9 protein-coding genes are annotated in these 12,584 nt (G+C 64.2%); 5 read left to right on the forward strand and 4 right to left on the reverse strand.

All coding sequences use genetic code 11. The features are described 5' to 3' along the window. Nucleotides 1-36: 36 nt before the first annotated feature. Complete coding sequence (locus tag BST12_RS17740; protein ID WP_245850397.1) at nucleotides 37-1,389, forward strand: acyltransferase family protein; 1,353 nt, start codon at nucleotides 37-39, stop codon at nucleotides 1,387-1,389. Here the strand turns inward: BST12_RS17740 and BST12_RS17745 are convergent. Both BST12_RS17745 and BST12_RS17750 read right to left on the reverse strand, forming a co-directional pair. Further along, nucleotides 1,350-1,808 (reverse strand): DUF5078 domain-containing protein, encoded by a 459-nt coding sequence (locus BST12_RS17745; protein WP_083114445.1) that lies wholly within the window; start codon nucleotides 1,806-1,808, stop codon nucleotides 1,350-1,352. The two genes, BST12_RS17740 and BST12_RS17745, sit on opposite strands and share 40 nt — an antisense overlap. Before the next feature lie 16 nt (nucleotides 1,809-1,824). After that, the gene (locus BST12_RS17750; protein ID WP_083114446.1) at nucleotides 1,825-2,886 is read right to left on the reverse strand and encodes an alpha/beta hydrolase; all 1,062 of its coding nucleotides are present in this window, start codon (nucleotides 2,884-2,886) and stop codon (nucleotides 1,825-1,827) included. Between the two features lie 668 nt (nucleotides 2,887-3,554). On the opposite strand from BST12_RS17750, the gene BST12_RS17760 reads away from it, so the two are divergent. Further along, nucleotides 3,555-4,925 (forward strand): cytochrome P450, encoded by a 1,371-nt coding sequence (locus BST12_RS17760; RefSeq protein WP_083114448.1) that lies wholly within the window; start codon nucleotides 3,555-3,557, stop codon nucleotides 4,923-4,925. 52 nt (nucleotides 4,926-4,977) lie between these two features. On the opposite strand, the gene BST12_RS17765 is transcribed toward BST12_RS17760, so the two are convergent. Then, nucleotides 4,978-6,651, reverse strand: coding sequence for a helix-turn-helix domain-containing protein (locus tag BST12_RS17765; RefSeq protein WP_083114449.1), 1,674 nt, complete (start codon nucleotides 6,649-6,651; stop codon nucleotides 4,978-4,980). Between the two features lie 533 nt (nucleotides 6,652-7,184). On the opposite strand from BST12_RS17765, the gene BST12_RS17770 reads away from it, so the two are divergent. From BST12_RS17770 to BST12_RS17780, 3 genes are read left to right on the forward strand one after another with little or no spacing between them, the layout of a single operon-like run. After that, the gene (locus BST12_RS17770) at nucleotides 7,185-7,601 is read left to right on the forward strand and encodes an MmpS family transport accessory protein (protein WP_083114457.1); all 417 of its coding nucleotides are present in this window, start codon (nucleotides 7,185-7,187) and stop codon (nucleotides 7,599-7,601) included. Next, entirely contained in the window at nucleotides 7,598-10,498 is a 2,901-nt protein-coding gene (locus tag BST12_RS17775) for an MMPL/RND family transporter (RefSeq protein ID WP_245850398.1), read from the forward strand. Before BST12_RS17770 ends, BST12_RS17775 begins: the two co-directional genes overlap by 4 nt. Nucleotides 10,499-10,500: 2 nt before the next feature. Further along, nucleotides 10,501-12,114: a DHA2 family efflux MFS transporter permease subunit gene (locus BST12_RS17780; protein WP_083114450.1), complete on the forward strand. Its 1,614-nt coding sequence runs from the start codon at nucleotides 10,501-10,503 to the stop codon at nucleotides 12,112-12,114. Between the two features lie 91 nt (nucleotides 12,115-12,205). Here BST12_RS17780 and BST12_RS17785 read toward each other — a convergent pair whose 3' ends face one another. Beyond that, the gene (locus tag BST12_RS17785; RefSeq protein ID WP_083114451.1) at nucleotides 12,206-12,436 is read right to left on the reverse strand and encodes an MbtH family protein; all 231 of its coding nucleotides are present in this window, start codon (nucleotides 12,434-12,436) and stop codon (nucleotides 12,206-12,208) included. Between the last annotated feature and the right edge of the window lie 148 nt (nucleotides 12,437-12,584).

Genomic DNA, 12,584 nt, shown 5'->3' on the forward strand with positions numbered 1-12,584 from the left:
TTCGCTTTGCGCCCGCGGCCCCGCATGCTCGAACGCATGCCCCGCACCACTTTTGATGCGTCCCAGATCGCCCGCCAGACTTCCCCCTTGCGCGACCGCGCCGTCGACGTCGCGCGGCTTGCCGCGCTGATCGTGGTGATGTTCGGGCACTGCGCGCTGTTGCTGGCCACCATCGACTCCGGCGGCGTGCGAATCGGCAACCTGCTTGGCGAGCTGCCCGTGTTGACCCCGCTCACCTGGCTCGTTCAGGTCATGCCGCTGTTCTTTCTGGCCGGCGGCGCCGCCGGCGCCTATGGCTTTCACCCCGGCACGCCCTGGGGTTCGTGGCTGCTGCGCCGGGCGCAGCGACTGTGCCGGCCGGTGTTCTGGTATCTGGCGGTATGGGCGGTAGCGCTCCTGTTGGTTGGCCGCGTCCTGGGTGCCGAGTCCGCTGCCGGACTGGGACGCGAGTGCGTCGCGCTGTTGTGGTTCCTGGGGGTCTACCTGGTGGTGCTCGCCTTCGTACCGTTGTTGACCCGACTGCGTACGGGTCGTGCGGTGGCGCTGGTGATCGCAGCGCTGTTGTTCGCCGCCGGTGCGGTGGACGGGATTCGGATCGCCGTCGGGAATCCGGAGTCGGGGGTGGCCAACTTCGTGATCGTTTGGCTGATCCCGATGGTCATCGGGGTCGCCTATGCCCGCCGGCTGATCCGCCCGCAGGCGGCGCTGGGAATCGCCGCAGCCGCTTTCGCTGCTCAGCTGATGCTGGCAGCCGGCAGCACCTATGAGGTCTCCCTGGTCGTGACGGGCGCCGAGCGGATGTCCAACGTGTCGCCGCCGACCCTGCTGCTCGCGCTGCACTGCACCTGGATGTCATGCGCGTTCGTGGCCGCCGCCGCAGCGATCCGGCGGTGGGCGGCGCGGCCCCGGGTGTGGCGAGTGATCGCGGTGGGAAACGGCGGAGCCATGACGCTCTACCTCTGGCACATTCCGGCGATCGCCGTCGCGGCGTTCGCGTTGCACGGTGTCGGCCTGGACGCATATGACGTGCACGCGTCCGGGTTCTGGGGGCTGCTGGCGTTGCGCGCCCTGGTGTTCGCGATCGTCATGATCGCGGCGTTCCGGCTGCTTTCCCCGCTGGAACATCGCGCACTGCCCTGGTGGGACGCTCCGGTGCGGGCCACCGGCATCCGGTCGGCACTCTCCGGTGGGTGGTTGTGCGTTGCCGGCGTCGTGCTGGTTCTGCTGGCCAAGAACGGGCTGACCGGATCCGCGGGATGGACTGCGCTGGCTTGCTTTATGGCGGCGACGGCGGCCGCGCGGCTGAGCGCCGGTTCGGGTGATCGGCAGAAGTCAACGGCGCCAACCGATTACGCCCAATTCCACACCGACATGTCGGCGCGCGGGTAGCCCTCGCAGACCTCGGTGGACTTGGCGACGACACCTTTGTTGTTGAAGAAGATCTTCATGTGGTTGGGCCAGGCGAACCACAGCGGGTCGCCGTTGTAGAAGTGCTCGGAGTAATCCCTGCGGTCGGCCGGCGACAGCGAGAAGAACCAATGGGCCTTGTCCTGGGTGGCCTGCTGCACGTTGGGGTGGTTGTTGTAGTCGATCATGTACCGCTGGTAGTAGATCGGGCTGGTATCGCGGGTGGCGGCCAATATCTGCTCGGCGTCACAGGTGGTGGCGATCATCCGGCGGGGGATGGGGAAGTCTTCGGTGGAATCGGCCGAGGCCGTCTTGGGCAGCGACGCAGCGCCGATGCCCAGGACGGTCAAGAACGCGAAAAGTGCTGCGCCAGTGCGTAAATGCGGATTCAGGTTGAACATGTCGGTCCTCCTATGGTTAGCCGGTCGCCTCGCGAATGTATTCACCGATTTGGCGCAACGAACGCGACGCCTCGGGCACCATCGGTGCGACGACCTGGAAGTCGTGGATCTGACCGGGCCAGACCCGCAGTTCTACCGGCACCCCGGCCGCGGCCAGGCGGTCAGCGGCCAGCTGGGCGTCGTGCAGCAGAACTTCGGAGCCCGAAACGTGGATGAGCGTCTGCGGCAGCCCGGGTGTGATGTTGTCCAACGGCTCGTAGAGGGGTTCGTTCCGGCGGTTGCCGCGGTGATTGGCGGCAGCGGTGGCGGCGAGTGCGACGAGCGCATCGACGGCCTTAGCGGTAAACATCGCGTCAGCCTTGATGCTGGGCTTGGCGGGCCGTTTCGCCAGCTGAAGTAGCGGGGACATCGCCACCAGGGCAGCCGGCTTCTCACCCTGGCGCTGCAACCGCTGCGCCAGCGCCAGCGCCAGGTAACCACCCGCGGAATCGCCGGCCAACACGATCTGGTCCGGCTCGTATCCGCCGGCCCGCAGCCATTGGTAGGCGTCATGGCAGTCGTCGACGGCCATCTCTATCGAGTGTTTGGGCAGCAACCGATAGTTGACCACCAGCACCGGGGCGTCGGCGAAGGTGGACAGCGCCGTGGCGGTCTTGCCATGCGAGTTGGCACCGCACATCAAGAAGGCGCCGCCGTGCAGGTACAGCACCACCCGCCGGTCGCCGTCACCCGGCAGCACACCGGGGGCGCGGACGAACTTTGCGGTGGCGTTCGGCAACTGAACCGTGCTCCGAACGGCGCCCGGGGTCTGGGGCAGGATGCGGCACGCGGAGTCGATCAGGCCCCACGGATAGGGCAGGCGCAGCACGTAGGTGCCCACCGAAAGAATGGGCCTGATGGTCATTCGCGACGTCACCGCCGCCAAACGTCCGGTGACACTGGGCCCGGATTCGACGACCTCGAGTGGCAGGCCATCGCTGAGCGGAAACTTGCGCGGCCGGTAGGTGCGCGCCGGGCTCGCGTCGTAGGGACGAACGAGATCGACGGCGGCGCTGGATACTTCACTGAATGTCGTCATATCAACACTTCCCACCTCGCTGTGACAAGACCGGATCGCATCTGGCGAACTGACATTCGGCTTCAGCTGGCTGGATGGTCTCTCTTGCGGAGATGTCTACCTGTGCCACAAGTAGGGCGAAATGGTCACGGTAACCAGAGTTGGATATGTATACGGGTCACGATGCACAAGTGGGCATTTTCGGCGCGGTGGCCACGGCGCTGACCCGGTGGCGATCGCAAGCGCGGCGAAGCCGGGCGCAGCGGGTCGACACGAATCGACGCTAGTGGCGATCGCAAGCGCGGCGAAGCCGGGCGCAGCGGGTCGACACCAATCGACGCTAGTGGGCGGCGCGGTCCGCACCTACCGGCGCCGGCCCGCTGAGCTGGGCATCTGTGCACCGCGGGCCGGCTGCATCACGCCTGTGCAAATTGCCCGGATCGCTGAAGACTTCTCTAGATACTGTGCCCATGGTCCCCGAACCGTGCGCTTACTAGCGTTACTCCCGCACCGCCGAATTCACCAAGATTTTCAAGCCAGTGTTTGATGCGAGGAAACCCATTGGGATGCATATCGTTCGGGCGCTCCGAATAGGGCGATCGATACATAGTTCGCCGTCCTCTCGATGAGCAGGCAGGCGGCGGTGTCCACGGCGCGCTGAGATAAGCCCGATAGCAAAGGTTTGGAAAATGAATGACCTTCAATCGATTCCCTCGGCCCCGGGTGCGTTGCCGGTGTTCGGCCACGCCCTTTCGGCGATGCGCGACCCGTGGCGCTTTCTGAACGGATTGACCGACCACGGAGACCTGGTCCGGGTTCGCCTGGGCCCCAGCGAGGCGGTGGTGGTGTGCACGCCCGAACTGACCCATCAGGTAATGGTCGACGACCGAACTTTCGACAAAGTGGGCCCGCTTTACGCACGTAGCAGGGAGATCCTGGGGACCACCGTGGTGAGTGCCCCGCACGACCTGCATCGACCCCTCAGGCGGAAGGCCCAGCCGTCGTTTCACCGCAACCAGATGCCGGGCTACGCCCGTGTGATGACCGATCGCATCGACGCGTTCACCGCGTCCTGGCAGGACAACCAGGTTTTAGACGTGTGGCCGGAGATGAGGGGCCTTTCTGCGGCGATCGGCGTGGATGCGCTGTTCGGCAACTCGATGTCGCCAGACGACGTCGACCGGTTCATCGATGCCACCTCGACGGTGAATGAGGGAGTGTATGGGCAATCGATGCTGCCAGCGGCCTGGCGCAAGCTGCCCACGCCGGCCAACCGCCGCTATCGCAACGCGTTGGCAGAGATTCACCGAATCGCCCGCAACATGGGCGCTGCCTGTCGCGCCGAGGACAGAACCGGCTTTCTCTCGATGTTGCTCGACGGCGACAAGAGTCCCGCTGAAATCGGCAATGAGATCATCACGTACCTGGTGGCTGCATACGACACCGGCGCGAGCACGCTGGCGTGGGCCTTGCACCTGCTGGCCGAGCACCCCGAGATCGAAGCACGCCTGCACGCCGAAGTCGACGCAGTACTGGCGGGGGGACCAGCGAGTTTCGACCACTTACCTCAACTCGAGCTGACCGAGCGCGTCATCATGGAAACCCTGCGCATCCAGCCGGTCTCATGGATATTCACCCGATGCGTCACGACCGACACCGAGCTCGGCGGCTACCAGCTGCCCGCCGGGACCGCCGTCGTGCTCAGCCCCTGGATCATCCACCATCGACCCGACGTCTACCCCGATCCGGCACGATTCGATCCCGACCGCTGGTCGCCAGACCGCAAACGCTCCGCCAAAGACGGCACCATGATCGCCTTCGGCAGCGGCTCGCGCAGATGCATCGGTGAGTTGTTCGGGAAAATCGAAAGCATCCTGGCGCTGGCCACCATCGTCTCCCGCTGGCAGTTGCGCACGCTTCCGGGCTCGTCTGTACGACGGACGATGGCCACCGTCAACCACCCGAAGGGACTGCACATGCGGGTCACCGCACGCGTCGACGTAGGCGTTGCAGTGCCCGTTCCCGGCGCTGGTACACCCGCGGGCGGGCCAACTCACTGAACCGGGTCGGACCGAAATCTGCTGGTACGCTTGCCTTTACAGCACGGCGCCGTCAGCGGAATCGGGACTCTCGGTCGGCGACTGCCTCGACCTCGGCCAGCAGATTGAGCCTGATGGCAAGCCATGCGGTGAACTGGTTCTCGGGTTCTCGGACGTCCACACCGATAGTGCGGGAGATCCGGTCCAGTTTGGCCAGCATGGTGTTGCGGTGGACGTTGAGTGCGCGCGCTGTCGCGTTGACGTTGCCGCCATGGGCCAGATAATCGGTCAGCGTCCCCAGCAGATTGGGGCCGGACCGCAGCGGCTCGACGAACTCGCGAACCAGTCGTCTGCTGTTTTCGCTGTCGACGATTTCGGCCAGCACAGTGAAGCTGCGGAGTTCCTGATAGGAGGTGGCGCTGGTGCGGCCGAGCCGGCGCGCGATACCCAGCGCGATGCGGGCCTCGCGATAGCTGTCGCAGACCTTGCCGGCGCCGTGCGCCGGACGGCCGTATGAGACCGCTACGGCTGTGCCGCAACGCGTTTCGAGTTCGTCGTACATCCTTTGCGCGAAGTCGGCCATCTCTCGCCGCAAAGCCGCGTCGTCGCCGCCGCGCAGGGTGCGCAGCACTACCAGGACATCACCGATGGCGGTGGCGTCGGCCCGGACCGCCGAATCCAACGAGACGCCGGCGGCATAGCGGGCCAGCCGGACCATGCCGGCCACCGGATTGTCCACCGAGTGCGGTAGTTCGCCGTGCGCGACGAAAACCCCGAAGGGCGAACCGATGTCGATCTCATGGTGATCGGCGCGAGCACGCATTTCGTGTTCGCTGGAGAAGCTGCCGTGCACCAGGGCCTGGATGAAGTCACCCCGGGCGCGCTCTTCGGCCTCTTCGACGCTGTGCTGGCGCAGCATCTCCGAGCCCAGGATTGCCGTTGCTTGTTCGGTGACGATGCGATGACGCGCCTGATCCGCGTGACTCAGCGCGTCGGAGGCGACGAGGATCACCACCCAGCCATGGAATGCCTTGCCGTGCTGGATTGCGCTGGAAATACAGGTCCACGTGGTGCCGCCGGGGCCGGCAACAGGATCCACCCGCGTCTCGTGCGGGCCGGACCGTCGTGCCGCGGGCACACCGGTGGCCAGCATGCGGCGCACCGAATCAGACAATGTCTCAAGGGCATTGCCGGCCAGCCCGTTCTGGGCGACCACCTGACCGCGGGGGTTGAGTGCCACCGCCGGGTTTCGGGTGAGATTCGAAACCTCACGAATGAGGATCTGCAGCCCCGCACCGCGGTGAAACAGCCCGGCCAGCGACGCGTGGACATGGCTCGAATACCGCATCACCTGCAGTTCCTGGCTCAGCGTCCGCTCGGCGAGCAGGCGGTTGAGCGCACCGAAACCGACCGGCAACGCCATCTCGATGACCACCAGTCCACCCGGCAGCGCAGTACGCGGCAGGTCTATCGGGCCGTCGACCACCAGCACGGTGGCGCCGCGGGCGGCTATCGCCGTGAGCATGGTGCCGTTGGCCTGCAACGCTTCCGGGCGGGCATACAACGCGACGGCATCGAGTGGATCCGGCCAAGGGGGCACTTCGGTCAGCGGCAGCATCCAGGTCAACTCGTGGTCGAGCCGTTCTGCGCCGGCCACCACGCGGGCGCCGGACATCAGCGGTTCATCGAGCAGTCGCTGAATCGTCAGCCGATTGCCTTCGTCTGCATTTGCGTGTGCTGTTGCCATGTCGAACCTGTGCTGTTCTCCGATCGGGCGGACACTGCTCGCTGTACCCCCTAATCGAATACACGCCTTTATGCACGGGGACCATGTGCAGGTTGACCTTCGCGCCAGCCTGATTGTGGGCATTGTTGACGTGCCGCCGTGTGCATCGGTGCTGGTAGACATCTCGATGAAGCCATTCTTATCCTGCGGCAATACAGGAGAATTCGCGTGGAGCAGATCCTTGGGATCACCCATGAGACCAGCAATCCCAACTGGCAGCGGCGGGGAAACACATGCTGCGCCAGCTGATAGATCCCACTCATGGCTCCGATCCGTATGAGAGCTACGCGCAGTTTCGCGCGCCGCAGCCGCCGGGCGCTAATGGCGCCGACAATGGCGCCGACAAGAACCTGGTGAACGGCACGCCGCAACCGCAGGCGAAAAGCAATGTCGCAGACGGGGCTCCCATCCCAGTACCTGCACGGCGCCGTCTTCCTGTCCGCGTTGGATTTCCCGACGGAGTGAAAGTGATTTCGACCCTCTGCAAGTTCCTGATGAAAATCTGGATACCACTGGTGGTTCTGGCGGTCGTCGTCGTAGGCGGATTCAGCGTGGCACGCATCCACGGATTCTTCGGATCACAAAAACGTGAGCAATACTCCGACGGCAAGACCGACGACACTAAGCCGTTCAACCCCAAGAGGATCGTTTACGAAGTCTTCGGGCCGGCCGGAACCGTCGCCGACATAAGCTATTTCGACGTCAACTCCGACCCCAAACGGGTCGACGCGGCGCACCTGCCCTGGACGCTCGACATCTCCACGACCCTGCCCGCAGTCATGGGAAACCTTGTCGCCCAGGGCAATAGCGACCAAATCGGCTGCCGGATCACCGTGGACGGCGTCGTGAAAGCCGAACGAATCTCCAACGAGGTCAACGCCTACACCTTCTGCGTGGTGAAATCCGCGTGAGCAACCACCAGATCACCGACGGCACCAGCCGCCAGCCCGTCATCGCGCGGGTTATCCGCAAGCTTTCGATACCCATCATCCTGGCCTGGGTGGGCATCGTCGTGGTCCTCACCGTAGCTGTTCCACCACTGGAAAAAGTCGGTCAGGACCACTCGGTGGCACCGAGTCCCCCCGAGGCGCCCTCGCTGATAGCCGCGAAGCGAATCGGCAAGGTATTCAAGGAATCCGACTCCGACAACGTGGCGATGATCGTCTTGGAGAGCGAACAATCGCTCGGCGATGCCGCTCATCGTTACTACGACAGCCTGGTTCGGGACCTGAAGGCCGACACCAAGCATGTCCAGCACGTCAGCGACTTCTGGGGAGACCCGCTGACCGCCGAAGGCGCCCAAAGTGCCGACGGCAAAGCCACATACGTGTCATTGAACCTATCGGGAACACAGGGCGAGTCGCTGGGCAACGAATCGATCCAGGCGGTGCGCGACATCCTGGCCCGCGCGCCGGCGCCACCACCCGGATTGAAGGTCTACGTCACCGGCCCCTCGGCGCTGGTCTCCGATATGAGCACCACCGGCGACAAATCGCTCACCCGGATCCTCCTGCTGACCGTGGTCGTGATCGTCACCATGCTGCTTCTGGTCTACCGGTCGATCGTCACGGTAATCCTATTGCTGATAACGGTTTTCATGGAATTGACGGCGGCCAAAGGGGTAGTCGCGTTCCTGGGGAACGTGCAGCTGATTCAGCTTTCGACCTTCTCGGTCAACCTGCTCACCACGATCGCGATCGCGGCCGGAACGGACTACGGCATATTTTTCGTCGGCAGGTATCAGGAAGCGCGTCAGGCCGGCCAAGATCGGGAGACGGCCTACTACACGACGTACAAGGGGGTCGCGCACGTCATCCTGGGCTCCGGTCTGACCGTGGCCGGGGCCATGGGCTGCCTGAGCTTCACCCGGCTGCCGTACTTCCAATCCATGGGCGCCCCATCGGCGGTCGGAATTCTCGTCGCGGTCGCCGTTGCGCTCACGCTGGGTCCGGCGATACTCACCGTCGGCAGCCACTTCGGATTCTTTGATCCCAAGCGCAAGATCAAGACGCAGGGATGGCGACGCATCGGTACCGCAACGGTCCGCTGGCCGGGGCCAATCCTGGCCGCCGCGTTGGCTATAGCGCTGGTGGGCCTACTTGCCCTGCCCGGGTACAAGGTCAGCTACGACGACCGCGGATTCATGCCGAAATCCATTCCCGCCAACGTCGGATACGCCGCGGCCGAACGGCACTTCTCGGCCGCCCGGATGAAGCCCGACATTCTGATGATCGAGTCGGATCACGACATGCGCAATTCGGCGGATTTTCTGGTGCTGGACAAGCTGGCCAAGGGAATCTTCCACGTCCCGGGCATCTCTCGCGTGCAGGCCATCACCCGGCCCAACGGCAAACCCATTGAGCACTCATCGATTCCGTTCCAGATGAGCATGCAAAACGCCGGGCAGGTGCAGACCATGAAGTACCAGCGCGACCGGATGAACGACATGCTGACCCAGGCCGACGACATGGCCAAGTCGATCGCGCTGATGAAACGCACACATGAACTCATGGTGCAGATGACCAGCATCACCCACAAAATGGTCGGCGACACCGTCGAGATGAAGCAGATCACCGACGAGCTGCGCGACCACATCGCCGATTTCGAAGACTTCTGGCGGCCGATTCGCAGCTACTTCTATTGGGAGAAGCACTGTTTCGACATCCCGATCTGCTGGTCGTTGCGGTCGATCTTCGATGCGCTGGACGGCGTGGACCAGCTCAGTGAGCAACTGGGCACCATGGTCAGCGATCTGCAGAACATGGACCGGATCATGCCGGAAATGGCTGCGCAGCTGCCGCCGATGATCGAAACCATGGAAAACATGCGCACCATGATCCTGACCATGCACAGCACCATGGCCGGAATCTATGACCAGATGGACGAAATGAGCGACAACGCCACCGCCATGGGCAAGGCTTTCGACGCCGCCAGAAACGACGACTCGTTCTACTTGCCGCCGGAGACGTTCAACAACGCGGACTTCAAGCGCGGCATGAAAGTCTTCATGTCCGAGGACGGCAAGGCGGCCCGGTTCATCATTTCCCACCGCGGCGAACCCGCCTCACCCGACGGTCTGGCCAGTATCGGCGCGATCAAGACGGCGGCCGAGGAAGCGCTCAAGGGAACCCCACTGGAAGACGCCAAGATCTACGTCGCCGGCACCGCGGCAACCTACAAAGACATCTCCGACGGCGACAAGTACGACCTGCTGATCGCGGCGATTTCCGCGCTCGGCCTGATCTTCATCATCATGTTGCTCATCACGCGTGGGTTGATCGCCGCATTGGTCATCGTCGGTACCGTCGCGATGTCGCTGGGCGCATCCTTCGGCCTGTCAGTTCTGTTCTGGCAACACATCTTGCGCATCGATCTGCACTGGCTGGTGCTGGCGATGTCGGTGATCGTGCTGCTGGCAGTGGGATCGGACTACAACCTGCTACTGGTCTCCCGATTGAAAGACGAGATAGGCGCCGGCCTGAAGACGGGCATCATCCGTGCGATGGGCGGTACCGGCAAAGTCTGCACGACGGCCGGCCTGGTCTTCGCCGCGACGATGGCGAGCATGGGCATCAGCGACCTGCGCATCATCGGCCAGGTGGGCACCACGATCGCCCTGGGTCTGTTGTTCGACACGCTCGTTGTCCGGTCGTTCATGACACCGGCCATCGCCGCACTGCTCGGACGCTGGTTCTGGTGGCCGATGAAGGTGCGCACCCGGCCCGACCGCAACCGCCGCAGTGCGCCGCCACCCCCCGCAGAAGGAGATCCCCTCGTCGAGCCCGAGTTGTCCGGGGCCGGGGTCTAGCGATGTCGGTGCTGCGCCGCGTGGATGGTCCGCAGCCCCCGTACTCGTCGGCACCCGGCTATCCCGACGCGCTGGATGCCCGTTTGCTCTGGATCGCCGGCGTGTGCGTGCTGGCGTCACTGACGGTAACGCTGGACAGCACGGTGGTTTTCGTCGCACAACGAACGTTCATCAACGTATTCCAGTCCAACGAGGCCGTGGTCGCGTGGACGATGACCGGCTACGTACTGGCCTTGGCGACAGTCACCCCGCTGGCCGGGTGGGCGGCCGACCGATTCGGCGCCAAACGGCTCTTCATCTCTTCGGTGCTGGCCTTCACGCTGGGTTCACTGCTGTGCACGATGGCCTCGAACATCGCGGCGCTCATCGTGTTTCGGGTGCTACAGGGGTTCGGCGGCGGTCTGGTGATGCCGATTGTCATGACCATTTTGGCGCGCGAGGCCGGCCCCAAACGGCTGGGCCGGTTGATGGCGGTAGCGGGCACGCCGATGCTGCTGGGCCCGATCGGTGGGCCGATTCTGGGCGGCTGGCTCATCTACGCCTTCGGCTGGAAGTGGATCTTCTTGATCAACCTGCCGATCGGCTTGATCACGATAGCCCTTGCCGCGGCGGTGTTTCCGAAAGACGAACCGGCGCCGTCGGAATCCTTCGACCTGATCGGCGTACTGCTGCTGTCGCCCGGACTGGCGACGCTGTTGTACGGGCTGTCCTCTCTTCCCGCCCACGGCACACCCGCCGATCCGCACGTCTGGGTGCCGGTGACCCTCGGTCTGCTGTTGATCACCGGCTTCGTCTTTCACGCCCTCTATCGCACCGACCATCCGCTGATCGATGTGCGGCTGTTCGCCAACCGGGTGGTCACCCTGGCCAACGTGGTCATGTTCTTGTTCGCCATCGCGATTGCCGGAGCCGGCCTGTTGTGTCCGAGCTACTTTCAGCAACTGTTGCACCACACGCCGCTGCAGGCCGGGCTGGCCGTGATCCCCATCGGCGTCGGGGGCATGCTGACGCTGCCGCTGGCGGGGGTGTTACTGGACAGACACGGGCCGGGCAAGGTGGTGATGGCGGGCATCGCGCTGGTTTGTCTGGGTACCGGCCTTTTTGCCTTCGGGGTCGCCAATCATGCCGCCTACCTGCCGGTTCTGTTCACCGGCCTGGCGATCGTCGGCCTGGGTATGGGTTGCACGCAGATGCTGGTCGCCGGGGTCGCGGTGCAAACCCTGGCTCCGCATCAGATAGCGCGTGGTTCGACGCTGGTCAACGTCAACCAGCACGTGGCGGGCTCCGTGGCGTATGCGCTGATGTCGGTGATCCTGACCAATCAATTCATTCGCAGCGAAAACATCACCGCCGCACAGAAATTGGCGACCCTGCGGGACAATGCCGCCAAGTCGGGTGCGCCGGTCGACCCCGCCGCCGTACCGCACCGGGCCCTGAGCCCGGACTTCGCCGGCAGCGTGCTGCACGACCTGACCCATGCCTATACGGTCGTCTTCGTCGTCGTGTTCGTTCTGACGGCATTGTCGTTCATTCCCGCCGTCTTCTTGCCGAAGCGGGCCGCGGAGTCGCTCGGTGCGCCATCGACTGTGGATGTGCCCGCCGGAGCCGACGCTTAACGCGTTAATTCTCCACAATTGCGAAAAGCCGGGCCGCGGTGGTTGATCCCTGCGGCCCGGCGATTCGCGCGGATAAATTTCCGATAAATATTCAGGCGTCGATAGCGCGGCCCTGCGCCAATTTGTCACGCAGGCTCTTGGGCCGAATGTCGGCCCAGTTCTGGTCGATGTACTCCAGGCAGGCGGCGCGGCCCGCCTCGCCGAAGGTGACTCGCCAGCCCTCCGGCACGTCGGCGAAGGTCGGCCAGAGGCTGTGCTGCTCTTCGTCGTTCACCAGGACGACGAAGGTTCCGTTCTCGTCGTCGAATGGATTGAGGCTCATGGGTGTCCAACCTTTCCTTGCAAGATGGTCGACCGGTTCCGACCCGACGTCGAACAGCTCCCGTTGGGGGATCGAACGATCCGGTCATAACGTCAATTCACAGGTCGCGCAGCAACAATAGCTACGGCATATTGCGGGTGCCAACGGA

It is taken from the genome of Mycobacterium angelicum (assembly GCF_002086155.1).
GTDB lineage: Bacteria > Actinomycetota > Actinomycetes > Mycobacteriales > Mycobacteriaceae > Mycobacterium > Mycobacterium angelicum.

Bases quoted from the DNA above. Each gene is read 5' to 3' on its own strand.
- BST12_RS17740 (WP_245850397.1), top strand. From the start codon at position 37: ATGCCCCGCACCACTTTTGATGCGTCCCAGATCGCCCGCCAGACTTCC.
- BST12_RS17745 (WP_083114445.1), bottom strand. From the start codon at position 1,808: ATGTTCAACCTGAATCCGCATTTACGCACTGGCGCAGCACTTTTCGCG.
- BST12_RS17750 (WP_083114446.1), bottom strand. From the start codon at position 2,886: ATGACGACATTCAGTGAAGTATCCAGCGCCGCCGTCGATCTCGTTCGT.
- BST12_RS17760 (WP_083114448.1), top strand. From the start codon at position 3,555: ATGAATGACCTTCAATCGATTCCCTCGGCCCCGGGTGCGTTGCCGGTG.
- BST12_RS17765 (WP_083114449.1), bottom strand. From the start codon at position 6,651: ATGGCAACAGCACACGCAAATGCAGACGAAGGCAATCGGCTGACGATT.
- BST12_RS17770 (WP_083114457.1), top strand. From the start codon at position 7,185: ATGAAAATCTGGATACCACTGGTGGTTCTGGCGGTCGTCGTCGTAGGC.
- BST12_RS17780 (WP_083114450.1), top strand. From the start codon at position 10,501: ATGTCGGTGCTGCGCCGCGTGGATGGTCCGCAGCCCCCGTACTCGTCG.
- BST12_RS17785 (WP_083114451.1), bottom strand. From the start codon at position 12,436: ATGAGCCTCAATCCATTCGACGACGAGAACGGAACCTTCGTCGTCCTG.